The sequence below is a fragment of the Phreatobacter sp. genome (assembly GCF_016793595.1).
Classification (GTDB): domain Bacteria; phylum Pseudomonadota; class Alphaproteobacteria; order Rhizobiales; family Phreatobacteraceae; genus Phreatobacter.
The window spans coordinates 52,598-76,817 of sequence record NZ_JAEULY010000019.1; the positions used below are offsets into that span (position 1 = coordinate 52,598).

Below are 24,220 nucleotides of genomic sequence, written 5' to 3' on the forward strand. Positions count from 1 at the left end.
TCACGACCATGGCCGAGGCCTATATCATCGATGCCGTGCGCACTGCGGGCGGACGCCGCGGCGGCAAGCTCGCCGGCTGGCATCCCGCTGATCTCGGCGGCGAGGTGCTGAACGCCCTCGTGGATCGCACCGGCGTCGATCCGGGCGCGATCGAGGACGTCGTGGTCGGCTGCGTCACGCAGGGTGGCGAGCAGGCCTTTCAGATCGGCCGCAACATGGTGCTGGCCTCGAAGCTGCCGCAGAGCGTGCCGGCGGTCTCCATCGACCGCCAGTGCGGCTCCTCGCAGCAGGCGATCCAGTTCGCCGCGCAGGCGGTGATGTCTGGCACGCAGGACCTGGTCATCGCGGCCGGCGTCGAGAGCATGACGCGCGCGCCGATGTTCTCGAACGTCGCGCTCTACGGCAAGGCGGGCGTCGGAACCGGCCCGGTCTCGCCGCGCATCCGCGAGCGCTTCGGTGTCAACGAGTTCAGCCAGTTCACCGGCGCCGAGATGATCGCCAAGAAGTACGGCTTCACCAAGGACGAGCTCGACCGGTTCGCGCTGGAGAGCCACCGGAAGGCCATCGCCGCGACCGAGGCCGGCGCCTTCGGGCGGGAGATCATCCCCGTCGATGTCGACGGCGTGCCGCATATCCGCGACGAGGGCATCCGCTTCGACGCGACGCTGGAGGGCATCGGCTCGGTGAAGACGCTGGTGGAGGGCGGCTACATCACCGCCGCCAATGCCAGCCAGGTCTGCGACGGCTCGTCGGGCGTGCTCGTCGCCAGCGAAGCCGCGGTGAAGGCTCATGGCCTGAAGCCCATCGCGCGCATCCACAACCTGACCGTCACCGCCGGCGATCCCGTCATCATGCTGGAGGAGCCGATCCCGGCAACCGAGCGCGCCCTGAAGCGCGCCGGCATGCGCATCGAGGACATCGACCTCTACGAGGTCAACGAGGCCTTCGCGCCCGTGCCGCTTGCCTGGCTGAAGGCGACCGGCGCCGACCCGTCGCGCCTCAACGTCAATGGCGGCGCCATTGCGCTCGGCCATCCTCTCGGCGCCTCCGGCACCAAGCTGATGGCGACGCTGGTCCATGCGCTGCGTGCGCGCGGGAAGCGCTACGGCCTCCAGACCATGTGCGAGGGTGGCGGCATCGCCAACGTCACCATCGTCGAGGCGCTCTGATGCCTGGCAGCGCCGTCCCGGCTCGGGGCGGCGCTACTGCACGACCTTTAGGGGCTTTTCAAGCACCGCGAGCACGCGCCTGAGTTCCGGCCCGCGCTTCATGATCAGGCCTGTGGCGCTGACGACCGAGTAGGCGCCCTGCTTGGCCTCCGGATTCTTCTCGATCCGGTAGAGCGGCACTTCCGAGGAGCGGCGGAAGATGGCGAAGACCGCCTTGGATTTCAGGAAATCGATGGCATAGTCGCGCCATTCGCCGGCGGACACCATGCGCCCGTAGAGTTGCAGAATCTGCTGCAATTCGCGCCGATCGAAGGAGACCCTCGGAGGAGCGGCACCGGCGTTCAGGGGAACGACGGTGCCGGCGGGACTCGTCTCGATGTCGGACATGAGGCTCCTTTCGGCGCTCCGGCTCGCGTCATCTGCCGGTCATGATCGACCCATGAGCCGGGATTGGCAAGCCGGAAGCGGCAGGGCTTCAGACCGGCTTTGCCGTACGCTCGAACAGCGGCAGGGTCTGGTACTGCCCCTTGGCTTTGAGGATGCCTTCCTCGACCAGCTTGTCGTGGACGACCTTCGCCTTGTCGTAGGCGTAGGAGCCCGCATAGAAGGCGATCGTGCCGCCTTCCCTGGTCTGGCCGGCCAGCAGCTTCACCATCTCGTAGTCGGTCAGCCCGCCATAGGCGTCATTCGCCTCGGTGCGGAACTCGCCGACATGGAACAGCGTCACGACGTCGAACATCGGCAGCAGGCGCTTGTCGAGCTGATAGATGTCGCCGAAATAGGCCTTGTAGCCCCAGCCAAGTTCCGGATTCTCGACGATCATCGTCTCGTAGGTGCGAATCTCGCCGGGCGAGGCCGTGATGCCGAGAATGGCGTTCTTCAGACCTTTCTCGACATTGTGCAGGCCGAGAATGTGATGCCCGCCGGTGCCGAAATGGAAGATCGCCTTGCCGGTAATGTTCTCCGCTTCGAGCCAGTCGCAGAAGTGAACGTCGCAGGGGCATTCCTTGACCCTCAGGTCCCAGAAGTGATCCCAGATATGCAGTGCCATGGCCTTGCCTTTCGTGAAGCTCGCTTGCGCCGCGCGGCGCGGATGGGATGGATCAGTGGGTGACGGGCCGCGTGCGCAGCGGCACCGATTCGAGATGGGCGCCGCGGGCCCCGCGCTTCAGCACCAGCTTGCGGTCGTGCAGGGCGTCGAGCCCGGGCCTCAGGCCGACGCTGACCAGCGTCGAGCCGTCGAGAACCGCGGCAAGCGTCGCCATCAGGCGCGCCTCGCCCGCCTCGTCCAGCGCGCTGGTCGCGCCGTCGAGGATGACGAGGTCCGGCTTCTGCACGATCAACCGGGCAATGGCGAGGCGCTGGCGCTCGCCGTTGGACAGCGTCTGGTCCCAGCGGTCGGTCTCATCGAGCCGGTGGCTGAGATAGCCAAGCCCCGCCTCGGTGAGCGCCTCGGACAGCACGGCATCGGCCACCTCGGCACTCTGGGCCGGATAGAGCAGCGCCCCGCGCAACGTGCCGGCCGGCAGATAGGCGCGTTCCGGCACGAAGGCGATCGTGCCGCCCGCCGGCAGGGCGATAACGCCGGTGCCCCAGGGCCATAGCCCGGCCATGGCGCGAACGAGGGTCGATTTGCCCGTGCCGCTCTCGCCGGCCACGACGACCTTCTCGCCCGGCTCGATGCGTGCGGTGATCTGGTCGATGAGCACACGGCCCGTGCGGTCGGCGACGGTCAGTTCATCGAGCCGCAAGGCGCCCGAACCGGACGGCGCGAGCACCACGCCGCCGGTATGCAGCCGGTCGAAATCGCCGTCGATATCGTCGATGGCATTGGTCAGTTCGGTCACGCGCTGCATCGAGGCGTAGCACTGGGCGAGCGCCTTGAAGTTGTCGACCAGCCAGGCGATGGCCACCTGCACCTGCATGAAGGCGCCGGCGAGCTGGGTCACCTGGCCGAGCGTGAACTCGCCGGAGAGATATTTCGGCGCCGCCAGCAGCAGCGGCAGGACCGGGATGAACACGCCGTTGGAATTGGTCAGCCAGGTGATGTGGCCATGGCGGCGCACGACACCGAGCCAGCGGGTGACGAGGTCGGCATAGGTCGCGCCCAGCGCGCGCCGCTCGTCCGCCTCGCCGCGGATCAGCGCGACGCTCTCGGCGTTCTCGCGCAGCCGCGTCAGCTCGAAGCGCAGCTTCGCCTCGCCCTCGTTGCGCCGCGCCACGGCCCCCGGCAGCTTGCGGCCGATCCACAGCATCAGGCCGGAGACGCAGACGCCGTAGACGATCGCGGCCAGCACCATGTAGCCGGGGATCACGATGTCGGTGGAGCCGATATGGAGGGTCAGGCTGCCGCCGACCATCCAGAGCACGCCGACGAAGGTCAGCGCCGAGACAATGGAGGTGACGAGGCCGATGGCGAAATCGACGATCGGCTCGGTCGCCATGCGCGTATCGTCGGCGATGCGGTATTCGGGGTTGGCCGGCTCGGTGCGCGCAAGGCCCATGCGATAGTAGCGCTGGCCGCCGATCCACCGGTCCAGCAGCGAGCCGATCAGCCATTCGCGCCAGCGCACCTGCAGCGTCTCGCGCGACAGGACGATGCCGACGCCGATCGCCGCCGCGCAGAAGACAAGGCCGAGAAATGCGATCACCGCCCAGAAGACGGTGTGGCTGTCGGAATTCTCCAGCGCGTCGAAGAAGCGCCGGTTCCAGGTATTGACCGCGAAATTGATGCCGACATTGACGACGAGGCAGGCGCCGAGCGCCAGCGTCAGGAACCAGGCGCGGCGCGCGCTGGCTCCCCGCCACCAGCCTATGGCGAGCGCGAAGAAATCCCGGAAGACCTTGCGGTCCAGCCCGTCCGAGGTGGGCACGCTTGCTGCGGGAGACGACATGAACGCTGGCGGACCCGCCTGACCTCACGAAACTGTGACCGTCACCATTTCAGAAGTGCCGGCCGGGCGCAATTCGCCTCCAGTGCCGCACGCGGGCGATGAACCCAGCCTGAACCGGCCGCCTCAGCCGATACCGAGCACCCTGAGCCAGATGATCGATGAGAAGACCGCCAGCAGGGTCGACAGCGCCACCGTCGTCGAGGCGATGCCGACGCCCTGCCCGTAGCGGGCGGCGAACAGATAGGCGTTGATGCCGGCCGGCATGGCCGCGAACAGAACGACGGTGCCGGTCCAGGCCGGCGGCAGCGCGAAGACGTGGTGGGCGATGGCATAGGCGATCGCGGGGTGAACGATCAGCCTGAGAAAGGTGATCATCAGCGCCACCGGCACGTCTGCCCGGACGCCATAGGTCTTCAGCGACAGGCCGAGGGCGATCAGCGATAGCGGGATCGTCGTGCCCGCCACCATGTCCAGCATGGTGCCGAGCGGTCCGGACGGCTTGATCCCGAGGAGCTGCGCGCCAATGCCGAAGGCCATGGCGATGATCAGCGGGTGGGTCGCAAGGCCGCGCACCAGCTTGCCGAACACGGCGCTGCCAGCCGCGCGCGTGCCCTCCAGCATCAGCGTCGCCGTGGTCATGGTGATCGGCAGGTTCACCGCCAGCAGCATGGCGATGGGAAAGGCGGCCTGCTCGCCATAGGCCTTGAGGATGATCGGGATGCCGATCAGCACCGTGTTGGCCTGCCCGGCCGCAAGCCCCGCGATGACGGCATCGCCGTGGCTGCGCTTGAACACCGTGGCCGTGAGAAGAGTGGCCGCGATCCAGATCGCCGCCATGCCGGCGTAATAGGCAATCCAGTAGCCCCACGGAAAAATCTCCGGGAAGACCGCCGACGTCAGCAGTTTCAGGATCAGCGCCGGGGCGCCAATGACGAACAGGTAGGAGGTCAGCCCCTCGTTCGCCTTCTCGCCGATCAGCCCGAGCAGCGCCGCCCCGTAGCCGAGCGCCACGAGGCCGAAGACCGGCACGACGAGGAGGATGAGTTCGAGCATGGAATGGCGGGAATCCGGAGCGAATTCACCGGCAGTAAACCATTTCTTCGTCATTCGGCGGTAGCCATGTCGCATGTCCGCCATGCCCGCAAAATCCCTGGGTTCCCCGCCGCTACGCGTGCTGGTCGCCGACGACCACGAATTCTCGCGCGAGGTGGTCGCCCGCATCGCCAGCGCCCTCGGCCATGACGTGACCGCGGTGGATGGCGGCCATGCCGCTCTGGAGGCGGTCGCCGGGCAGGCCTTCGACGTGGCGGTTATCGACCGGCGCATGCCCGACATGGATGGCGCGGCGGTCGCGATCGCCATGAAGGCCCATCCTGGCCACCCCCGCCTCGTGGCGCTGTCGGGCGACGATCCCGCCGACATGCTGCCCGGTCTGTTCGACGTCGTGCTGCAGAAGCCGGTCGAGGCCGCCGTGCTTGCGAGGGCCCTGGCGGGCTGAGCCTGCAAGACGTGACGGTTGTGCAACGCACACCTGCCAGTTGTTCAGGCATCTTTAACCAAGCCTGCCTCTTGATCACACTCAGGGTAGATTCACATTCTCCCGGGTGACTCGATCCATGACCGCGCGTTCTCTGGTACGCCCAGATTCAAGGATTTCCGGCACGGTCCGGCGCCGTTCCGCCGCGTGCGCCGTCCGACCCACCGACATCCTCGTCGTTCTCCATCAGGAGCATTCGACTCCCGGCCGCGTCGGCCGCCTGCTGCAGGAACGCGGCTTCCGGCTCGACATCCGCCGCCCCCGCTTCGGCGACCCGCTGCCGACCGACACGACCCACTTCGCCGGCGCGGTGATCTTCGGCGGCCCGATGAGCGCCAACGATCCCGACGATTTCGTCAAGGCGGAGACCGACTGGATCGGCCTAGCGCTGAAGGACGAGCTGCCCTTTCTCGGCATCTGCCTCGGCGCGCAGATGCTGGCGCGGCACCTTGGCGGGAAGGTCTATTTTCACCCGCAGGGCCATGTCGAGGTCGGCTATTACCCGCTCTACCCGACCGAAGCCGCCCTCAGTGAGCTGCCCTGGCCGGATCATGTCTATCAGTGGCACCGCGAGGGATTCGACGTGCCGGCCGGCGCCGAACTGCTGGCGACCGGTGACTGTTTCAGCAATCAGGCGATCCGTGTCGGGCGGGCGGCCTACGGCATCCAGTTCCACCCGGAAGTGACGCACTGGATGATGAACCGCTGGACCACGCGCGCGCACGAGCGCATGGCCTCGCCCAATGCCCGCTCCAGGCAGGAGCATTTCGACGGCCGGCTCATGCACGATCCGGCGGTGCGCGTCTGGCTCGACTCGTTCCTCGATCACTGGACCAGCCTGAAAGTCGCGTAAGCGCCGCTTGTTGCTGGCGTCATGGTGATGACATCGCGTTTGGCGAGCGTCACACTGGAAGGGAGGTCCTCGGCGATTCGCTTGGAACAGCGGTGCTGACGGCGAGCCCGTTCCGGCCCCGGCCCGCACGCTCAGGCGACATCTCCCGGACCCGCCCGCACGAGGCCCGTTCTGGCCTCGGCGCCGCATGGCAGGGAGGTCGGCATGCCCCGCATCTTCACCGGTCTGGAAGTTCCCGAGACCATGGCGGACGACCTCAGCAAGCTGCGCGGCGGCCTGATGAGTGCCCGCTGGATCGAGCCCGAGGACTATCACCTGACCCTGCGCTTCATCGGCGATGTCGACGAGCGCACCGCCAATGAGATTGCCGACCTGCTCTACGCCGTGAAGAAGCGCTCCATCGAGGTGACGCTGACCGGCCTCGGCGCCTTCGGCGGCGATCGGCCCCGTTCGCTCTACGTATCGGTGAAACAGACCCAGCCGCTGCTGGAATTGCAGGCCGAGCACGAGCGCATCATGCGGCGCGTCGGCTTGTCGCCGGAAACGCGCAAATTCGTGCCCCATGTGACGCTTGCGCGGCTCGGTCGCGACGCGACCGCACGCACGGTGGCAGACTGGCTGGCGCTGCGCGGCCTGTTCCTCAGCCGCACGTTCATCGTGCCGAGCTTCGTTCTGTTCTCGTCGAAGGAATCGGTCGGCGGCGGTCCCTATCTCGTCGAGGAGACCTATCCGCTGGCGGCGTGAGCGAAGCCACGCGCCCGCGCGGCCTGCCTATCGTGCTGCGACGACCGCTTACTGCTGCGCGGGAGGAGCGGCCGCCTGGCTCTGGGTCGGCTCCGACGTGCCGGTCCGGCCGATCATCCGCGTGAACCAGTTACCCTGCGCCTGCTGCGGCTGCGGCGAGACCGGCTCCACCGGCGCGAAAGCCGTGCCGGGAACGCCCGAAGGCATGACGCCGCCCACCTGACGCTGGGCGATCGTGGTGCGCAGCGGCGAGGGCTGAGGCACCGGTGCGAGAGCAAGGCTTGTCGGAACCGTCATGTTGCCTTGGGGCGCCGGCGTGGCGGCCTGAGCGGTCGCGGTCTGGCTCGCCGGGGCCGCCGCCGGCGGCGCGGACGGGGTGGCAGCGGCCGTCTGCGCCTGCGGCTGGGTCGCGGCAACCGGCGAGCGCGCCGAAACCAGCGTCACCGGCGTCGATTCCTGCGAAGCCAGCGAGAAGGTCTGCTCGCTCGAACCGACGCGGATCTGGCGATGGGCGAAACGGTCGGCGAAGCGGCGATGCGTGCCGCCGTCGATTCCGGAGCGCGCCGGCGCGGCTTCGACTTCGCGGGACAGCGATGCGACCTGCGCCATGTCGCGGGCGTTCTTGGCGGCCACCGCCTGCCGGATCGGCGCCGGCACGACATAGGTCGGGCAGCGGCCAGCGGCCTGGAAGTTCGGGCGCGGCGTTGCGTCCTCGCCGACCGCCGTGAAGCGGGCGCGAACTGAACGTGTCGGCGCGGCGCGCGTCACCGGCGCCATGGTGGTGACCGGCTGGTTGAGCGAGGTCGGAACCGGCGTCGCCGAGGTCGTGACGGCGGCACGCGCCGTTCCGGGCGAACGCTGGCCGGCCCAGGGATCGGCGGCGATCATCTCGCGGGTCTGGCCACCGCCGCCGCTGGCAAGCGGCGAATCCGGCGCGACGGCGTTGAACACATAGCGGCGCTCGCAGACATCGACCTGCGGCTCCTGGCGCGTGACCTCGAAGTGGTCGTGACCTTCCTTCAGGTTGCGCCAGAACGCCATATGCGGGCTGTTGCGGTGGCGGGCCATGTTCCGCGCGGTCATGCGGAACGGATAGGCCTGAACCTGGAAGCTCTCCTGCCCGCCCTGTAGCGCCTCGCGCGCGATCGCATAGACCTCGGCGATGGCCTCGTCAGTCATGGCGTAGCAGCCGCGCGACGAGCAGTCGCCGTGGACCATGAGATGCGAGCCGGTCCGCCCGTAGGAACGGTCGAACTGGTTCGGGAAGCCCATGTTGAAGGCGAGGTAGTAGGACGAGTTCGGGTTCATCAGGCTCATATTGATCTGATAGAAGCCCTCCGGCGACTGGCGGTCGCCCTCGCGGACCTTCGGGCCGAGATCGCCGGAATAGTTGCAGATCGGATAGGTCTTGAAGAGCGCGTAGCGGCCGGAGCCGTCGCGCTTCCACACTTCCAGCTCGGCTTCCTGCTTGAAGATGCGGATCAGCACGGGCGAGGTGCGCGTCATGCCGCGCACATTCAATTCCTCGGCGACAGCCTGGGAGATCGGCATATGGCCGCGGTTCGGATTCGAGCGGGACATGCCGCCTTCCTGGCAGCCGGCCAGCAGTAGCGCGCAGACGGTCGCCGTCGCAGCGAGCCGCCAGCCCTTCATCCGCGATGCGCGAGGGGAAACGCCCTCGGCGGCTCCTGCCGTTTGACGCAATGCTCTGCTCCCGAACCTCAGGCGCGAAGCGCCCTTTATTGCGGTCTCAGCTTGGCGCTGACGATCCTTAACGGACCCTTTCCGGCCGAGGGATAGCGTCAACCCGGGGTTACCGCAAGCAGCGGAAATTGACCTCGACGGTTAACGAAATGCCCATGCGCGTCACATCGTGGTGATCTGTGGGCAAGGAACGTGGCCACGGTGTGGCAGGCGGCCAGCCGACGATCAGATCGCGCGGCCGATGGCGAGGAACTTGTCGCGCCTCAGGCGGCGGATTTCCTCGGGCGCGAGACCGCGAAAGCCCTGCAACGACTGAGCAATGGCGTCGCCGACGCGGGAAACCGCGAGATCGGGGTCGCGGTGCGCGCCGCCGACCGGCTCCTGCACCATCTGGTCGATCACGCCGAAGCGCAGCAGGTCCTGCGCGGTGATCTTCATGTTGGTGGCGGCTTCCTGGGCCTTGGTCGTGTCGCGCCAGAGGATCGAGGCCGCGCCTTCCGGCGAGATCACGCTGTAGATGGCGTGTTCCAGCATCAGCACCTTGTTGGCGGTCGCAATCGCGATGGCGCCGCCCGAACCGCCCTCGCCGATGATGACGGCAACGTTCGGCACGCCCAGCGACAGGCTCTTGTCGGTGGAGCGGGCGATGGCCTCGGCCTGGCCGCGCTCCTCGGCGCCGATGCCGGGATAGGCGCCGGCGGTGTCGACCAGCGAGATCACCGGAATGTCGAAACGTTCGGCGGTCTCCATCAGGCGCACGGCCTTGCGGTAGCCCTCCGGTCGCGCCATGCCGAAATTGTGCCGGATGCGCGTTTCGGTCGTGTCGCCGCGCTCGTGCCCCATGATGCAGACGCTTTCGCCGCGGAATCGTCCGAAACCGCCGACAATGGCCTCATCCTCGCCGAAGACGCGGTCCCCCGCGAGCGGCGTGAAGTCCTCGATCAGCTGGCCGATATAATCAAGCGTGTGCGGCCGTCCCGGATGGCGCGCGACGAGCGTCTTCTGCCAAGGCGTCAGCCCGGCATAGAGCTCCCTCAGCGCCTGATCGGCCTTCTGCTCGAGCTTGGTCACTTCCTCGCTGATCGAGACGCCGCCGTCCCGCTGCGCGACTTCGCGCAGTTCCTCGACCTTGGATTCGAGTTCGGCAATCGGCTTTTCGAAGTCGAGATAGCTTCGCATCGGAAGGGTATGGCCCCGGGATGAGGGCGGCCCGAGGGCCGGCGAAGGGCGAGGACATGCCCGCCGGGTGGGGCCAAGTCAAGGGACGGCTGGGCCGTCACTCATCCTCGGCAAGCGGATGGAGGTCTCTGACGAGCCCTGCCAGCCGCTCGTCAAGCACATGGGTATAGATCTGTGTCGTGGCAATGTCGGCATGACCGAGCAACTGTTGCACGGAGCGCAAATCCGCTCCGTTCTGCAGGAGATGGCTGGCGAAGGCGTGGCGCAGGACGTGCGGCGAGACCTTCGCCGCCGGCAGCCCGGCGGCCCCGGCCACCGTCTTCAGTTCGCGCCCGACATGTTGCCGCGTCAGATGACCGCTCTCGCCCGACGAGGGGAAAAGCCATTTCGATGCGGCAAGACCGGCCTGTTCGCGCAAGGCCAGATAGGCGGCCATCGCCGCCTTGGCCGCATTGTTCAGCGGCACGATGCGCTCCTTGTTGCCCTTGCCGCGCACCACGAGGAAGCGTTCGTCACGTCGCGCGGCGGTCACGGGCAGCGCGATCAGCTCGGAAACGCGCAGGCCCGTGGCGTAGAGCAGTTCGAGAAGGCAGGCCATCCGGGCTACCCTCAGCCGCTCGCCGATCGGACGCGCCGCGTCGTCCAGCCCCTCCTTCGCGACCGCCAGCAGCCGGTCGACCTCCGATAGCGCCAGCGATTTCGGCAGCGGCCGGCCGCGCTTCGGCCCCTCGAGCACGGCGGCGGGATCCTCGGTTCCGAGCCCTTCCGTATAGATGAAGCGATGAAGCTGGCGCAGGGCCGAGAGCCGCCGCGCGACCGAAGCCGTCTTCAGCCCGCGCGACTGGCAGTCGGCGAGATAGGCGCGGATCGCGTCGGTTGTGGCCGTTTTCGGCGCAAGCGCCTCGCCCGCGAGGAATTCGGCGTAGTCGTCGAGGTCGCGGCGGTAGGCGTCGAGCGTGTTCTTCGCCGCCCCGCGCTCGGCGGCCATCATGTCGAGGAACAGGTCGATCTCGCCGGCCACGGCGCCTAGCGCCTGGGCTGGAGGCGGGCGGGCGGAATGGTCACGCTCATGTCGCGCGGCTCCGGCTCGACCAGATAGGCGAAAGCCAGCATCCCCGAGAAGATCACTCCGCCGATCAGAATGAGGACCGTCAGGAAGCGGACAAGCGTCGGCAAGGAGGGCGTCCCCCAAGGGATTTGCGGCCAGGAACCTGCTCCGAGACTGACCATGAATGCGGCTGCGCCGCAACCGCTGCGCGGTGGATGGCGGCGGCGGGCGACTTTCGGAGCGGGAAAGGCGCCTCTATGGTCGCGCGGCCCGATGAGGACCCCCATGCCCCTGACCGTCGCCACCTGGAACATCAATTCCGTGCGCCTGCGCATCGACACCGTCGCGCGTTTCGTCGACGCACACCGGCCGGACGTCCTATGTCTGCAGGAAACCAAGTGCATGGACGGCCAGTTTCCACTCTCGGACGTGAAACGGATGGGCTACGACCACGTCGCGATCCACGGCCAGAAGGGCTATCACGGCGTCGCGGTCTTCTCGCGCCACGCCCTGAAGGACGTCGAGCGGAAGCCCTTCTGCGGCAAGCAGGACGCCCGGCACATCGCGGTGACGCTGGCGGAAGGGCCTGCCGCCGGCACGCGCATCCACAATTTCTACGTTCCCGCCGGCGGCGACGAGCCGGACCCCGCGATCAACGACAAATTCGCGCACAAGCTCGGTTTCCTCGACGAGATGGAGGGCTGGGACGCGCTGAAGGTCGGCGATGGCAAGTCGAAGGCGATTCTCGTCGGCGACCTCAACATCGCGCCGCTGGAGCACGACGTCTGGAGTTCCAAGCAGCTCGCCAAGGTCGTCTCGCACACGCCGCTGGAGCGCCGCCGCCTGACCGAAGTGTCCGAGCGCGGCGGCTGGATCGACATGATGCGCTCGCTGACCCCCGAGCCGGAGAAACTCTATACGTGGTGGAGCTACCGTTCACCGGACTGGGCCGCCGCCAACAAGGGCCGCCGGCTCGATCACATCTGGCTCAGCCCGGCGCTGACGCCGGCCATGAAGAGTTTCGAGATCGTGCGCGAGGCGCGCGGCTGGGACCGCCCGTCCGACCACGTGCCGGTGATCGCTACCCTCGATTTCTGAGTGGCGCTCCGGGCAGGTTTGCCAACTCTCTTGTTGCATTGCATCACCCGAACGCCCTATGGCGGCGGCCGGGCGTTTCGTTGACACCCAACAGGGCCGCTTCTACGGTGCGCGCCCGGTCAATTTGACCTTGAAAATCGATTATCCGAGCGGAATTTTCCATTTCCCTCGGGGAGGGACACGATGAAGATCCTTGTGCCCGTGAAGCGGGTGGTCGACTACAACGTGAAGATCCGCGTGAAGCCCGACGGCTCGGGCGTGGAACTCGCCAACGTCAAGATGTCGATGAACCCCTTCGACGAAATTGCCGTCGAGGAGGCGATCCGCCTGAAAGAGAAGGGCGCGGCGACCGAAATCGTCGTCGTCTCCATCGGCCCGCAGGGCGCCGCCGAGACGATCCGCACCGCGCTCGCCATGGGCGCCGACCGCGGCATCCACGTGAAGACCGACGCCACCGTCGAGCCGCTCGCCGTCGCCAAGATCCTCAAGGGCGTTGTCGGTGAGGAGGCCCCGGGCCTCGTCATCCTCGGCAAGCAGGCCATCGACGACGATTCCAACCAGACCGGCCAGATGCTGGCGGCGCTGCTCGGCTGGCCGCAAGGCACTTTCGCCTCGAAGGTCGAACTCGCCGGCGATGCCGTCTCGGTGACGCGCGAAGTCGATGGCGGCCTCCAGACCGTGCAGCTGAAGACCCCCGCCATCGTCACGACGGACCTGCGTCTGAACGAGCCGCGCTACGCTTCGCTGCCGAACATCATGAAGGCGAAGAAGAAGCCGATCGACGAGAAGGCCCCGGACGCCTACGGCGTCGACGTCGCCCCGCGTCTCAAGGTCCTCAAGACCGCCGAGCCGGGCGGCCGCAAGGCTGGCGTCAAGGTCGCCTCCGTCGCCGAGCTCGTCGGCAAGCTGAAGAACGAAGCCGGGGTGCTCTGATGGCAACGCTTCTGATCGCCGAACACGACAACGCCTCCGTCAAGGATCCGACGCTGAAGGCGCTGACCGCTGCCGCCGCCCTCGGCGCTCCGGTGACCGTTCTCGTCGTCGGCCAGGGCTGCGGCCCGGCCGCCGAGGCCGCCGCCAAGCTCCAGGGTGTCGCCAAGGTGCTGGTCGCCGACAATGCGGCCTATGCCCATCAGCTCGCCGAGCCGACGGCGGCCCTCATCGTCTCGCTCGCCAGCGGCTTCGATGCGATCGTCGCGCCGTCCACGGCCAACGGCAAGAACGTCCTGCCCCGCGTCGCCGCCCTGCTCGACGTGATGCAGATCTCCGACATCACCAAGGTCGTCTCGCCCGACACGTTCGAGCGGCCGATCTATGCCGGCAACGCCATCCAGACGGTGCAGTCGACCGACGCCAAGAAGGTCATCACCGTCCGCACCGCCTCGTTCCAGGCGGCGGGCGCCGGCGGCTCGGCCCCGGTCGAGAACGCGGCGGCGGCGGCCGATCCCGGCATCTCGACCTTCGTCGGCGAGGAAATCGCCAAGTCCGACCGCCCGGAGCTCGGCGCGGCGAAGATCATCATCTCCGGCGGCCGCGCGCTCGGCTCCAAGGAGAACTTCACCAAGGTGATCGAGCCCGTCGCCGACAAGCTCGGCGCGGCCATGGGCGCCTCGCGCGCCGCGGTCGATGCGGGCTACGCCCCGAACGACTGGCAGGTCGGCCAGACCGGCAAGGTCGTGGCTCCCGAGCTCTACATCGCCGTTGGCATTTCGGGCGCTATCCAGCACCTCGCCGGCATGAAGGACTCCAAGGTGATCGTCGCCATCAACAAGGACGAGGAGGCGCCGATCTTCCAGGTGGCCGATTACGGCCTCGTGGGCGACCTCTTCACCATCCTTCCCGAGCTCGAAAAAGAGCTCGGCAAGTAAGCCTCTGGGGCGGGCGCGGCGTGACGTCGCGGCCGCCCTTGTCTTTTCAACGGTCAGGATGGCGCCGGCAGCGCCGCCGTCGTAGAGATAGCGGCGAGTTCGTTTTGATCGTGCCGCCGACCCGACGGGTCGGGCAGGCCTTCGGGTGAGACCATGGACATTCGCAAGATCGGCGTGATCGGCGCCGGCCAGATGGGCAACGGTATCGCGCATGTCGCCGCGCTGGCGGGCATCGACGTGGCGCTGCACGACCTCTCGGAGGACCGCATCAAGTCGGGCCTTGCGACCATCAACGGCAATCTCAGCCGCCAGCTCTCCAAGAACCTGATCTCGGAGGAAGAGCGGCAGAAGGCGCTGCTGCGGATCGAGCCCGCGCCTCAGGTCGACGGCCTTCGCGACTGCGACCTGATCATCGAGGCGGCGACCGAGAACGAGCAGGTCAAGGTCAAGATCTTCCAGTCGGTCTGCCCCATCGCCAAGCCGGAGGCGATTCTCGCCACCAACACCTCGTCGATCTCGATCACGCGCCTCGCCTCCACCACGGACCGGCCGGAGCGCTTCATCGGCATCCACTTCATGAACCCCGTGCCGGTGATGCAGCTCGTCGAGCTGATCCGCGGCATCGCCACCGAGGACGAGACCTTCGAGGCCTCGCGCGCCCTGTGCGCCAAGCTCGGCAAGACCGTCGCGGTCGCCGAGGATTTCCCGGCCTTCATCGTCAACCGCATCCTGCTGCCGATGATCAACGAGGCGATCTACACGCTCTACGAGGGCGTCGGCTCGGTCGAGGCGATCGACACCGCCATGCGACTCGGCGCCAACCATCCGATGGGTCCCCTGCAGCTCGCCGACTTCATCGGCCTCGACACCTGCCTGTCGGTCATGCAGGTGCTCTATGAAGGCCTCGCGGATTCCAAGTACCGCCCGTGCCCGCTGCTGGTGAAATATGTCGAGGCCGGCTGGCTCGGCCGGAAGTCCCAGCGCGGCTTCTACGACTATCGCGGCGAACGCCCGATCCCGACCCGCTGACACCCCTCGTCAGACATCGTTAAGGCTGATCGGCTACTTCTCGCGCCAGCGGGAAGGAATGGTTCGATGTCGACAGCCGCCATAGCCGGGGCCCTCGTGGGCATGTCCCAGGCCAAGACTCAGATGGGCATCCAGGCCGTGCTGGTGAAACAGCAGCTCGAGGCCGACCAGGGCGTCGTCGATCTCCTCGCCTCCGCCGTGCAGGCCGCGCCCGCTCCGGGCACGGGTCAGGTCGTCGACAAGACCGCGTGAGGCCGCGCGGCTTCAGCCCCGCACCAGATCCCCGAGCAGGCTCGCCGCCACCGTCGCCTTGGACACGGTCAAGCCGGAATTGGCGATCTCCGCGACCGCCGTGCGGATGCGCTCGGCGCGCGCTCCGTTCACAGCCATCCAGGCCGCGACCGCCGGCTCGCCCGCCGCCGTTCCGTTCATCATGTCGGCCGCGATCCGTCGCTCCGCCACGGCGATTGAGTCGAGCGCGCGGTCGAGTGCGAGCCGGTCGAAATAGTCGGTAACGACGATGCCGCGCGCGGCGTTCTTCACCTGATCCAGCCGGAACACGGCCGAGGCGGCGAAGGCCGTCGCCGCGACGTCGGAGACGGGGCGGCCGGTCTCGTCCGCCACCGCGACGATGTCGGGCGCCGCGGCCAGATGATTGAGGCTCGCCAGCACGCCCGCGAGCGGATCGGGAACGCCGGCCGCATGCAGCTCCGCCGTGCGTGCCACGCGCGCGGCAGCCGCATCCGGCGGCAGGGCGGTGTCGAGGCTCGCGGCAACGGCCTCGATCCCGGCGCGGTGATGGGCGATGACCTCGGCAAGCCCCCTGGTCAGGTCGACATTGCGGATGAACCAGACGACGCGATCGATCAGCAGGTCCTGGATCGCCGCATAGAGGTCGAGCTGAAGCGGCCCCGCCACGCGGTTGTCGAGACTGTCCAGTTCGGTGTTCAGCGCGGTCATGCCATAGGCGTCGCGCACGGCCGCGAAGGCCGAGGCGATGGTCGCGACATCGGCGCCGGTCTGGTCGACCAAGCGGGCGACGAAGGCCGGCCCGCCGCGATTGATCATCGAATTGGCCAGGCCCGTCGCGATGATCTCGCGGCGCAGGCGATGGTTCTCGATCGCATCGGGGAACCGCTCCTGCACCGGCCGCGGGAAATAGCGGACGAGCTCGCGTGCCAGATAGGGATCGTCCGGCACCGGCGAGGCGAGCAGATCGTCGTAGAGGTCGATCTTCGCATAGGCCAGCAGCACGGCGATCTCCGGCCGGGTCAGCGGATCGCCGCGCCGCCGGCGTTCGGCGATCTCGGCATCGTCGGGAAGGAACTCGACCGGGCGGTCGAGCTTGCCCTCGGCCTCCAGCCCATGCATCAGCCGCTGCTGGAAGCCGAGATCCTCCAGACCGCGCCGCTGGGACAGCGAGAGCGCCAGCGTCTGCAGGTAGTTGTTGCGCAGCACGAGCCGGCCAACCTCGTCGGTCATCTCGGCCAGCAGCGCGTTGCGCGCCTCTTCGCTGAGGCGGCCGTCCTTCTCGGGGATGGCGAGCGCCACCTTGATGTTGACCTCGACGTCCGAGGTGTTGACGCCGGCCGAATTGTCGATGGCATCGGTGTTGAGGCGCACGCCGCGCCGCCCGGCCTCGATACGACCCTTCTGCGTCATGCCGAGATTGGCGCCCTCGCCGATCACCTTCGCCCGGACATCCATCCCGGTGATGCGGATCGCATCGTTGGCCCGGTCGCCGACCTGATCGTCGGTCTCGGTCGTCGCGCGGATATAGGTTCCGATGCCCCCGAACCAGAGCAGGTCGACCTCGGCCCTGAGGATGGCGCTCATCACCTCCTGCGGCGTCGCCTCGGCCTTGTCGAGGTCGAGGATGGCCCGCACCGCCGGGGTCAGCGGCACCGACTTCGCGGAGCGCGAGAACACGCCGCCGCCCGCGGATATCAGGCTCTTGTCATAGTCCGCCCAGGACGAGCGCGGCAGCTCGAACAGCCGCTTGCGCTCGGCCCATGCCGCGCCGGGGTCCGGATCGGGGTCGAGGAAGATGTCCCGATGGTCGAAGGCCGCCACCAGCCTGATCGTCTTCTCCAGCAGCATGCCGTTGCCGAAGACGTCGCCGGACATGTCGCCGACGCCGGCCACCGTGAACTGCGTCACGCCGATATCGGCGCCGGTCTCGCGGAAATGGCGCTTCACGGCCTCCCAGGCGCCGCGCGCGGTAATGCCCATCTTCTTGTGGTCGTAGCCCTGGCTGCCGCCGGAGGCGAAGGCATCGCCCAGCCAGTGTCCCTGCTCGATGGAGAGCTGGTTGGCCGTGTCCGAGAAGGTGGCCGTTCCCTTGTCCGCCGCCACCACCAGATAGGGGTCGTCGCCGTCATGGCGCACGGTGTCGGCGGGCGGCACGATGTCCTGCCCGACGATATTGTCGGTGATCTGCAACAGCGAGCGCACGAAGATGCGATAGGATTCCGTGCCCTCTGCCATCCAGGCGTCGCGCTGCGAGGCCGGCGGCAGCCGCTTCGGCACGAAACCGCCCTTCGCGCCCACCGGCACGATGACCGCGTTCTTCACCTGCTGCGCCTTGACGAGGCCAAGCACCTCCGTCCGGAAGTCCTGCGGCCGGTCGGACCAGCGCAGCCCCCCGCGCGCCACCTTGCCGAAGCGCAGGTGCACGCCCTCGACCCTCGGCGAATAGACGAAGATCTCGTAGAGCGGCTTCGGCGCCGGCAGGCGGTCGATCTTCTTCGACTCGAACTTGATGGCAATGGTCGGCCGCAGCTTCCCGTCCTTGCCGAGCTGGTAGAAATTGGTGCGGACCGCCGACTGGATCAGATTGATGAACGACCGGAGCATGCGGTCTTCATCGAGCGAGGAGACCTGCGCCAGGCCTTCCTCCAGCCGGGCCACCAGCTCCGTCTGCTTCTGGTTGCGCTCCGCGACCGAAAGGCCAAGCCTCGGGTCGAAGCGCAGATGGAACATCAGCACCACGCCCTTGGTGATCGGCGCGTGTTTGCGCAGCGTCCCCCAGAGGTAGTCCTGGCTGAACGGCACGCGGATCTGCCGAAGCATGCGCGCCAGCGTGCGGATCACCGCGACGTCGCGCCAGGCGAGGCCCGCCTCCAGCGTCAGCGCGTTGAAGCCGTCGCTCTCGGCATCGCCGCGCATCACCGCCATCAGCGCGGCTTCCAGCTTCTCGTCGAGCGCCTCGAGGTCGATCACCTCACCGCCGGGACGGGCCAGCGACATGTCGTGCAGCCAGACGGTGGTCATGCCCGCGCCGGACGGCGTCACCTCGTAGGTGCGCTCGTCGACGACCGCGAAGCCCATGGCTTCGAGGATCGGCACCCGCTCCGACAGCGGGATCGGACGGCCGCGCGCGAAGACCTTGAGGCCGGCTTCCTTCCGGTCGGCCTGGCTTGGCCGGTAGAAGTCGATGGCGATGCGCCGCTCCTCGCTCAGTCCCTCGAGGATGCGGATATCGACGATGGCGTCTTCCGGCGTCACCGCCTCGCGATAGGCCGCCGAGAAGGCGTCGCGATAGCGGCTCGCCAGGAGGCCCGCTCGTGCTGGGTCGTGGATCAGCCCGATCGCCTCGCCGAGGCCGTCGCTCCAGGTTCTGACGATGCGCGAGACCGCCGTTTCCAGCTCGCTCTGGTCGATGCGCGGCGTTTCGCCGTCGCTGCGCCCGATGATGAAATGCACGCGGGTCAGCGGGCCGTCCGGGAAGAACGGATAGAAGGCCGAGACGCGGCCGCCATAGACCGAGGCGAGATAGCTGCCGACGGCCAGCCTGACCGTGGTGTCGAACCGGTCGCGCGGCACGTAAACCATTACGGACACGAAACGGTGGAAGCGGTCTATGCGCGCGAGCACGCGCACGCGCGGACGGTCGTCCAGCTGCATCACCGCCATGGCGTGATTGAACAGCGTGTCGTCGTCTATCTGGAACAGCTCGTCGCGCGGATAGCTCTCCAGCACATTGACCAGAGCCTTGCCGGAATGTCCGTCCGGATCGAAACCGGCGCGGCCGAGCACCCGATCCACCTTGCGGCGGAGATAGGGAATGGTCCGGGTCGAGCGCGTATAGGCGGTGGAGGTGAACAGGCCGACGATGCGCACCTCGCCGACCAGCTGCCCGGCCCGGTCGAAGCGCTTCACGCCGACATAGTCCATGTAGATGCGCCGGTGAACGCGCGAGCGCACATTCGCCTTGGTGATGATGAGCGGCACCGGCTGCATCAGGAATTCGCGCATTTCCGGCGTCATCGTCACCAGCTCGGTGCCGCGCCGGAGGATGCGCACGCCTTCATTGCGCAGGATGCCGAGGCCGGAAGTGAACTCCGGCTCCATCTGCCCCTCGGCAACGCCGCCGACATAGGAATAGTCGCGCACGCCGAGGAAGGTGAAATTGTTGCCGGCCAGCCATTCGAGAAACTGGATGCCTTCCGCCATCTCGGTGACAGGCAGGACCGGGTTCGACTTCAGGTCCTCGATGATCGTCTGCACGCGGGTGATCATCGGCTTCCAGTCGGCGACGCACTGGCGCACGTCGGCCAGCGTCGCTTCGAGTTCGGCGACGATGGCGGCGCGCCGGTCGGCATCGGCGATACGGTCGATGTGGATGTGGATCAGGCTTTCCCGCGCGATCACACCATCGCCGCCGTCGAGCCCGCGATAGGCGGCGAGCGTGCCATCGGGCTCACGCTCGACGCTCAGGATCGGGTGGGCGACGAGCCGCAGCGGCACCCCGAGTTCGGTGAGAACGCCAAGCACCGAATCGACCAGGAACGGCATGTTGTCGTTGACGACCTGGATCACCGTGATGCCGGCCAGTGGCGAGGCGGCCGATGTCGGCTCGGGATCGGTCAGGACGATTGCGGAGGTGCCGGGAACATGGCGCGAGAAATTCGCGAAAGCCGTCGCGGCGAGGCCTGCAAGATCCCGGGCTTCGTAGCTCACCACATCCTCGGCCGAGGCGCGCCCGAACAGATCGGCGGCGAAATCCGCCGGTACTCCGCCTTCCGTGCCTCTCAGGATGATGCCGGCCTGTTCGATGATGGCGGCCGCGCCGCGCGCGTCCTCAGCCCGGTTCGACATGCAGAGCTCCTTGGCGGCGCCTTGTCGTTCTTGTTCGCACCACGAATCCAGCATGGCCTCGGGGCCCCTCGGTCGTAAAGTCAATTTCGACCCTGCCGGCCCCGTGCTACGAGGCTGCGACGCGTTCGTGACGAAGCGATGAGGCCCGTTCGGCGCGATCCAATCGATTGACAGGCGAGAGGAAGCCCATGAGCCGCGCTGCCGCAAAAGCTGTGAAGACCGCCCCGGCCAAGCCGGCAAAGGCCGCGCCTGCCAAGGTCGCGTCTGCAAAGACTGCCTCGCCGAAGCCGGCGTCACCGCGCAAACCGGCCAAGGCCGAGCCGATCATCGCTCTCGACCTGCCGGCGGCCCCGCTCGATGCCGAGATCGAGGCCTATTTCCAGAAATGCCGCGACAAGATCGGCTATGTGCCGAACGTGCTGCTCGCCTACACCCATGATCTCGCCAAGCTCAAGGCCTTCGCGGCCATGTACAACGACCTGATGCTGGCGCCGTCGGGCCTGTCGAAGCTGGAGCGCGAGATGATCGCGGTCGCCGTCTCCTCGGTGAACCGCTGCTACTACTGTCTCACCGCTCACGGCGCCACGATCCGCCAGCTCTCCGGCGATCCCGAGCTTGGCGAGATGATCGTCATGAATTACCGGGCCGCGCAGCTCGACGCCCGTCAGCGCGCCATGCTGGATTTCGCGGTGAAGCTGACCGAGACACCGTGGTCCGTCGAGGACGGTGACCGCGACGCGCTCCGCAAGGTCGGCTTCTCCGAGCGCGACATCTGGGACATTTCGGCGACGGCCGCCTTCTACAACATGTCCAACCGCATGGCGACGGCGACGGACATGCGGCCGAACCACGAATATCACGCCTCCGCGCGCTGAACGCGCCGGCTGGCACTGGACTGCGCCGATGGCGCGCCTAAATGAGAACTTTCGGACAGGCGCGTCATCGCGGAGGCTGAATCCATGGCCACCAATTCTGTCTACCGGACAGCCTCCGATCTTCCGGGGGTGATACCGGTCTTCCCGCTGCCCGGAGCCTTGCTGCTGCCGCGCGGCCAATTGCCGCTCAACATCTTCGAGCCGCGCTATCTGGCGATGATCGACGATGCCTTCCTCTCGGGGCAGCGGATCATCGGCATGATCCAGCCGCTCCCCGGTCAGGAGGATGCGAAACGCCCGGCCCTGTCGGAAATCGGCTGCGCCGGCCGCATCACCCAGCTCGCCGAGACCGGCGACGGGCGCTACATGCTGAGCCTGACCGGCATTGCGCGGTTCCGCGTTGTCGAGGAAGTCACCGCGGCCACCGCCTATCGCCAGTGCAAGGTCGATTTCGCGCCCTACGAGACCGATTTCGAAGCGCGCGCGGGGGAGGAGGCGGTCGATCGCGACGGGCTGCTCAAGACGCTGCGCGAGTTCCTCGACACCAATGACATGGAGGCCGACTGGGACGGCATCCGGCGCGCCCCGACCGAGGTTCTGGTCAATGCGCTCTGCATGATGTCGCCCTGGGGCGTCAAGGAGAAGCAGGCCCTGCTGGAAGCCCCCGACCTGCGCACGCGCGCGGCCCTGCTCGTGGCAGTGGCCGAAGTCGCGCTCGCCAGGGACAAGCCCTCCGAGGTCAAGCCGCCGCTCAACTGACGAGGTGGCACGGCCGCCGGGCCTGCGCTAAGGATGAGCCGACCGGCAACAGCGATTGCGAGATCATGGCCGAACCGACCGAGACCGGCACCAGTGCCTCAGACCCGAAGACCACGGTACCCGTCACCCGGCCCGGGACGGTAGATCCGCGGCTACTGGACATTCTCGTCTGTCCGGTGACCAAGGCGCCGCTCGAATACGACGCGGCGGCCGGAGAGTTGATCTCGCGCGCGGCGAAGCTGGTCTATCCGATCCGCGAGGGCATCCCGATCATGCTGCCGGAAGAAGCGCGCCCGCTCGGCGGTTGAAGTGCTCAGATCAGCGCGGCGACATCGATCGCCTGTCGTTCGGTCAGTTCCTTGCGCAGCTTCTCCAGTGCCCGGCTCTCGATCTGCCGGACGCGCTCCTTCGATATGCCAAGCTCGGCACCGAGGCATTCAAGCGTAGCGGCCTCGTCGCTCATGCGCCGCGCCGCCAGGATGCTGCGCTCGCGCGGGGAAAGCACCTGCATGGCCTCGTTGAGCCAGCGCGCCCGCCGGTCGCCGTCGATCGCGTCCTGAACGACGTCGTCCGGACGTGGCGCGGCATCGATCAGCTGGCTCATGCGCTCGGCTGCGCCGCCCTCCTCTCCCTCGAAGGCCGGCGCGTTCAGCGACACGTCCGCGCCCGAGATCCGCGCGTCCATGACCGCAACGTCGGCCACGGCCACGCCCACGGTCTGGGCGATGTGCTGGTGGATGGCCGCCGCGCCGACGCCGGACCCCAGCGTCTGGGACAGCTGGGCGCGCAACCGCCGGAGATTGAAGAACAGCGCCTTCTGCGCCGACGACGTACCGCCGCGCACGATCGACCAGTTGCGCAGGATGTAGTCTTGGATCGACGCCCGGATCCACCAGGTCGCATAGGTCGAGAAGCGAACCTCGCGTTCCGGCTCGAAGCGCGATGCGGCCTCCAGAAGGCCGACATGGCCCTCCTGGATCAGATCGGCCATTGGCAGGCCGTAATGGCGGAATCGTGCGGCGATGGCGATGACGAGGCGCATATGCGCCTGGGCGAGACGGTGGAGCGCAACCTCGTCGTCACGGCTCTTCCACCGCACGGCGAGTTCCATCTCTTCCTCGCGGCCGAGAAAAGGAGCATTCATCGCAGCCTTCATCAGACCGCGCCGCGAACCGGAATCCTCAGACATGACGCTCTCCCTCGCGCCGTCCGCGGCAGGTTGCCCCTGCTCTGATGGATTTGAACCGGATTCGTAGGGGTGCGGACGCCAATGCGCCAGCGTCCGGGCGGATCGCAGCGAAAATTGCGACCTTCTGCCGCACAAATGCGGCTCGGCCCGTCAACTTTGACTGGTGAGCGGTCCTGTCACAGCAAGCCTTCCCAATCGAGGCTCCCAAAAGCAGAGAGCCCGGCGCTGCCGCCGGGCTCCCGCAATCTCGGTATCGTTGCGCCGATCAGGCTGCTTCGACTTCCGTTTCGTCGCTCTCGTCGATTTCCTCGGCCTTGGCGGGACCACGGCGCGGCCCCTTGGCCAGCTGCGCCTCGATCAGCTTCACGGCCTCGGCCTCGATGACGCGCTCGACAGCGGCAAGCTCGCGCGCCATGCGGTCGAGAGCCTGTTCGTAGAGCTGGCGCTCCGAATAGGACTGCTCAGGCTGTGCCTCGGAGCGGAACAGGTCGCGCACGACCTCGGAAATGGCGATCAGGTCGCCGGAATTGATCTTCGCTTCGTATTCCTGCGCCCGGCGCGACCACATGGTCCGCTTGATCCGCGCACGGCCCTTCAGCACTTCCATGGCCTTGGCCATCACATCGGGCTCGGCGAGCTTGCGCATGCCGACCTGGGCGATCTTCGCGGTCGGCACCCGAAGCGTCATCTTGTCCTTTTCGAAGGTGATGACGAACAGCTCGAGCTTGAACCCTGCAATGTCCTGCTCCTCGATCGAGACGATCTGCCCGACCCCGTGGGACGGATAGACGATGTACTCGTTCGTCTTGAAGCCCTGACGGGTCTGCGCGTTCTTCTTAGCGGTCATACTGCGCCTTACTCCTCGCCGGCCGGATCGCGGCCGCTGGTGACGCCGGGCGTGAGGCGGAACGCCAAGGCCCGGTCCATGACGCCTGGCAAGCCGGGCTCATGGTGGTTCGCGCGAAAGGGACCATGCGGTGTCCGGCAGGCCGGACCCCATCCCTGACGTCAGCCCATGAAAAAACGACCTCGGCCGGCGCAACAGGCACCGTCTCGGGCCCCATCACGACGTTTCATCGGAATTTTTCCGAAAAAAGACGCTCCGCAATGGGGAGCGTACCGATGGGACCGCTGTTTTGATCGACTGTGGCGCGACCATACCACAAATTTCGCC

General features: G+C 67.4%; 23 protein-coding genes. 12 read left to right on the forward strand and 11 right to left on the reverse strand.

Annotated features, from left to right (window positions below; genetic code table 11):
* The first annotated feature begins 8 nt into the window (after window positions 1-8).
* Window positions 9-1,169, forward strand: a complete 1,161-nt coding sequence (locus tag JNK84_RS18990; RefSeq protein ID WP_293426707.1) for an acetyl-CoA C-acetyltransferase — start codon at window positions 9-11, stop codon at window positions 1,167-1,169.
* Between the two features lie 33 nt (window positions 1,170-1,202).
* Here the strand turns inward: JNK84_RS18990 and JNK84_RS18995 are convergent, their stop codons facing one another.
* From JNK84_RS18995 to JNK84_RS19010, 4 genes are all read right to left on the reverse strand, one after another.
* Window positions 1,203-1,556, reverse strand: a complete 354-nt coding sequence (locus JNK84_RS18995; protein WP_293426710.1) for a DUF2794 domain-containing protein — start codon at window positions 1,554-1,556, stop codon at window positions 1,203-1,205.
* An 88-nt stretch (window positions 1,557-1,644) separates the two neighbouring features.
* A complete protein-coding gene (locus JNK84_RS19000) occupies window positions 1,645-2,220 on the reverse strand; it encodes a hypothetical protein (RefSeq protein ID WP_293426713.1) in 576 nt (191 codons plus the stop codon).
* Window positions 2,221-2,272: 52 nt separating this feature from the next.
* A complete protein-coding gene (locus JNK84_RS19005) occupies window positions 2,273-4,042 on the reverse strand; it encodes an ABC transporter ATP-binding protein/permease (RefSeq protein WP_293426716.1) in 1,770 nt (589 codons plus the stop codon).
* 144 nt (window positions 4,043-4,186) lie between these two features.
* Entirely contained in the window at window positions 4,187-5,116 is a 930-nt protein-coding gene (locus tag JNK84_RS19010) for an AEC family transporter (protein ID WP_293426719.1), read from the reverse strand.
* An 82-nt stretch (window positions 5,117-5,198) separates the two neighbouring features.
* Here JNK84_RS19010 and JNK84_RS19015 point away from each other — a divergent pair, with 82 nt between their 5' ends.
* From JNK84_RS19015 to thpR, 3 genes are all read left to right on the forward strand, one after another.
* Window positions 5,199-5,561 carry a response regulator gene (locus JNK84_RS19015; RefSeq protein WP_293426722.1) on the forward strand — a complete coding sequence of 121 codons (363 nt, stop codon included), beginning with the start codon at window positions 5,199-5,201 and terminating at the stop codon, window positions 5,559-5,561.
* Window positions 5,562-5,679: 118 nt separating this feature from the next.
* Window positions 5,680-6,453: a glutamine amidotransferase gene (locus JNK84_RS19020; protein WP_293426725.1), complete on the forward strand. Its 774-nt coding sequence runs from the start codon at window positions 5,680-5,682 to the stop codon at window positions 6,451-6,453.
* Window positions 6,454-6,657: 204 nt separating this feature from the next.
* Window positions 6,658-7,197 carry an RNA 2',3'-cyclic phosphodiesterase gene (gene thpR, locus JNK84_RS19025; RefSeq protein ID WP_293426728.1) on the forward strand — a complete coding sequence of 180 codons (540 nt, stop codon included), beginning with the start codon at window positions 6,658-6,660 and terminating at the stop codon, window positions 7,195-7,197.
* 48 nt (window positions 7,198-7,245) lie between these two features.
* Here thpR and JNK84_RS19030 read toward each other — a convergent pair whose 3' ends face one another.
* From JNK84_RS19030 to JNK84_RS19045, 4 genes are all read right to left on the reverse strand, one after another.
* Entirely contained in the window at window positions 7,246-8,778 is a 1,533-nt protein-coding gene (locus JNK84_RS19030) for a L,D-transpeptidase family protein (RefSeq protein WP_293426731.1), read from the reverse strand.
* A 348-nt stretch (window positions 8,779-9,126) separates the two neighbouring features.
* Window positions 9,127-10,080, reverse strand: a complete 954-nt coding sequence (locus JNK84_RS19035; protein WP_293426734.1) for an acetyl-CoA carboxylase carboxyltransferase subunit alpha — start codon at window positions 10,078-10,080, stop codon at window positions 9,127-9,129.
* A 97-nt stretch (window positions 10,081-10,177) separates the two neighbouring features.
* A complete protein-coding gene (locus JNK84_RS19040; RefSeq protein WP_293426737.1) occupies window positions 10,178-11,101 on the reverse strand; it encodes a site-specific tyrosine recombinase XerD in 924 nt (307 codons plus the stop codon).
* A gap of 5 nt (window positions 11,102-11,106) precedes the next feature.
* A complete protein-coding gene (locus JNK84_RS19045) occupies window positions 11,107-11,256 on the reverse strand; it encodes a histidine kinase (protein ID WP_293426740.1) in 150 nt (49 codons plus the stop codon).
* Between the two features lie 157 nt (window positions 11,257-11,413).
* Here JNK84_RS19045 and xth point away from each other — a divergent pair, with 157 nt between their 5' ends.
* The 5 genes from xth (at window position 11,414) to JNK84_RS19070 (ending at window position 15,375) form a co-directional block, all read left to right on the forward strand.
* Window positions 11,414-12,226, forward strand: coding sequence for an exodeoxyribonuclease III (xth, locus tag JNK84_RS19050; protein ID WP_293426743.1), 813 nt, complete (start codon window positions 11,414-11,416; stop codon window positions 12,224-12,226).
* A 183-nt stretch (window positions 12,227-12,409) separates the two neighbouring features.
* The gene (locus tag JNK84_RS19055; protein WP_293426746.1) at window positions 12,410-13,159 is read left to right on the forward strand and encodes an electron transfer flavoprotein subunit beta/FixA family protein; all 750 of its coding nucleotides are present in this window, start codon (window positions 12,410-12,412) and stop codon (window positions 13,157-13,159) included.
* On the forward strand, window positions 13,159-14,094 hold the full coding sequence (locus JNK84_RS19060; RefSeq protein ID WP_293426749.1) for an electron transfer flavoprotein subunit alpha/FixB family protein: 936 nt from the start codon (window positions 13,159-13,161) through the stop codon (window positions 14,092-14,094). The genes JNK84_RS19055 and JNK84_RS19060 overlap by 1 nt, the downstream gene beginning before the upstream one ends.
* Before the next feature lie 153 nt (window positions 14,095-14,247).
* Entirely contained in the window at window positions 14,248-15,123 is an 876-nt protein-coding gene (locus tag JNK84_RS19065) for a 3-hydroxybutyryl-CoA dehydrogenase (protein ID WP_293426752.1), read from the forward strand.
* Window positions 15,124-15,189: 66 nt separating this feature from the next.
* Entirely contained in the window at window positions 15,190-15,375 is a 186-nt protein-coding gene (locus JNK84_RS19070) for a hypothetical protein (protein WP_293426755.1), read from the forward strand.
* A 12-nt stretch (window positions 15,376-15,387) separates the two neighbouring features.
* Here JNK84_RS19070 and JNK84_RS19075 read toward each other — a convergent pair whose 3' ends face one another.
* Entirely contained in the window at window positions 15,388-20,223 is a 4,836-nt protein-coding gene (locus tag JNK84_RS19075; RefSeq protein WP_293426758.1) for an NAD-glutamate dehydrogenase, read from the reverse strand.
* Window positions 20,224-20,411: 188 nt separating this feature from the next.
* On the opposite strand from JNK84_RS19075, the gene JNK84_RS19080 reads away from it, so the two are divergent.
* From JNK84_RS19080 to JNK84_RS19090, 3 genes are all read left to right on the forward strand, one after another.
* Window positions 20,412-21,098 (forward strand): peroxidase-related enzyme, encoded by a 687-nt coding sequence (locus JNK84_RS19080; protein ID WP_293426761.1) that lies wholly within the window; start codon window positions 20,412-20,414, stop codon window positions 21,096-21,098.
* An 84-nt stretch (window positions 21,099-21,182) separates the two neighbouring features.
* A complete protein-coding gene (locus JNK84_RS19085; RefSeq protein WP_293426764.1) occupies window positions 21,183-21,857 on the forward strand; it encodes an LON peptidase substrate-binding domain-containing protein in 675 nt (224 codons plus the stop codon).
* A 65-nt stretch (window positions 21,858-21,922) separates the two neighbouring features.
* Window positions 21,923-22,165 (forward strand): Trm112 family protein, encoded by a 243-nt coding sequence (locus tag JNK84_RS19090; RefSeq protein WP_293426767.1) that lies wholly within the window; start codon window positions 21,923-21,925, stop codon window positions 22,163-22,165.
* A gap of 5 nt (window positions 22,166-22,170) precedes the next feature.
* Here the strand turns inward: JNK84_RS19090 and JNK84_RS19095 are convergent, their stop codons facing one another.
* Both JNK84_RS19095 and JNK84_RS19100 read right to left on the reverse strand, forming a co-directional pair.
* Entirely contained in the window at window positions 22,171-23,046 is an 876-nt protein-coding gene (locus tag JNK84_RS19095; protein WP_293426769.1) for an RNA polymerase factor sigma-32, read from the reverse strand.
* A 265-nt stretch (window positions 23,047-23,311) separates the two neighbouring features.
* Window positions 23,312-23,893: a CarD family transcriptional regulator gene (locus JNK84_RS19100; RefSeq protein WP_293426772.1), complete on the reverse strand. Its 582-nt coding sequence runs from the start codon at window positions 23,891-23,893 to the stop codon at window positions 23,312-23,314.
* Window positions 23,894-24,220 lie beyond the last annotated feature (327 nt).

What these genes read in the sequence shown, in the direction of transcription:
- JNK84_RS19065 (WP_293426752.1), top strand. Translation starts at nt 14,248, where the DNA reads ATGGACATTCGCAAGATCGGCGTGATCGGCGCCGGCCAGATGGGCAAC.
- JNK84_RS19070 (WP_293426755.1), top strand. Translation starts at nt 15,190, where the DNA reads ATGTCGACAGCCGCCATAGCCGGGGCCCTCGTGGGCATGTCCCAGGCC.
- JNK84_RS19060 (WP_293426749.1), top strand. Translation starts at nt 13,159, where the DNA reads ATGGCAACGCTTCTGATCGCCGAACACGACAACGCCTCCGTCAAGGAT.
- JNK84_RS19075 (WP_293426758.1), bottom strand. Translation starts at nt 20,223, where the DNA reads ATGTCGAACCGGGCTGAGGACGCGCGCGGCGCGGCCGCCATCATCGAA.
- JNK84_RS19000 (WP_293426713.1), bottom strand. Translation starts at nt 2,220, where the DNA reads ATGGCACTGCATATCTGGGATCACTTCTGGGACCTGAGGGTCAAGGAA.
- xth (WP_293426743.1), top strand. Translation starts at nt 11,414, where the DNA reads ATGCCCCTGACCGTCGCCACCTGGAACATCAATTCCGTGCGCCTGCGC.
- JNK84_RS18990 (WP_293426707.1), top strand. Translation starts at nt 9, where the DNA reads ATGGCCGAGGCCTATATCATCGATGCCGTGCGCACTGCGGGCGGACGC.
- JNK84_RS19100 (WP_293426772.1), bottom strand. Translation starts at nt 23,893, where the DNA reads ATGACCGCTAAGAAGAACGCGCAGACCCGTCAGGGCTTCAAGACGAAC.
- thpR (WP_293426728.1), top strand. Translation starts at nt 6,658, where the DNA reads ATGCCCCGCATCTTCACCGGTCTGGAAGTTCCCGAGACCATGGCGGAC.
- JNK84_RS19035 (WP_293426734.1), bottom strand. Translation starts at nt 10,080, where the DNA reads ATGCGAAGCTATCTCGACTTCGAAAAGCCGATTGCCGAACTCGAATCC.
- JNK84_RS19085 (WP_293426764.1), top strand. Translation starts at nt 21,183, where the DNA reads ATGGCCACCAATTCTGTCTACCGGACAGCCTCCGATCTTCCGGGGGTG.
- JNK84_RS18995 (WP_293426710.1), bottom strand. Translation starts at nt 1,556, where the DNA reads ATGTCCGACATCGAGACGAGTCCCGCCGGCACCGTCGTTCCCCTGAAC.
- JNK84_RS19055 (WP_293426746.1), top strand. Translation starts at nt 12,410, where the DNA reads ATGAAGATCCTTGTGCCCGTGAAGCGGGTGGTCGACTACAACGTGAAG.
- JNK84_RS19015 (WP_293426722.1), top strand. Translation starts at nt 5,199, where the DNA reads ATGCCCGCAAAATCCCTGGGTTCCCCGCCGCTACGCGTGCTGGTCGCC.
- JNK84_RS19080 (WP_293426761.1), top strand. Translation starts at nt 20,412, where the DNA reads ATGAGCCGCGCTGCCGCAAAAGCTGTGAAGACCGCCCCGGCCAAGCCG.
- JNK84_RS19030 (WP_293426731.1), bottom strand. Translation starts at nt 8,778, where the DNA reads ATGTCCCGCTCGAATCCGAACCGCGGCCATATGCCGATCTCCCAGGCT.
- JNK84_RS19095 (WP_293426769.1), bottom strand. Translation starts at nt 23,046, where the DNA reads ATGTCTGAGGATTCCGGTTCGCGGCGCGGTCTGATGAAGGCTGCGATG.
- JNK84_RS19010 (WP_293426719.1), bottom strand. Translation starts at nt 5,116, where the DNA reads ATGCTCGAACTCATCCTCCTCGTCGTGCCGGTCTTCGGCCTCGTGGCG.
- JNK84_RS19020 (WP_293426725.1), top strand. Translation starts at nt 5,680, where the DNA reads ATGACCGCGCGTTCTCTGGTACGCCCAGATTCAAGGATTTCCGGCACG.
- JNK84_RS19090 (WP_293426767.1), top strand. Translation starts at nt 21,923, where the DNA reads ATGGCCGAACCGACCGAGACCGGCACCAGTGCCTCAGACCCGAAGACC.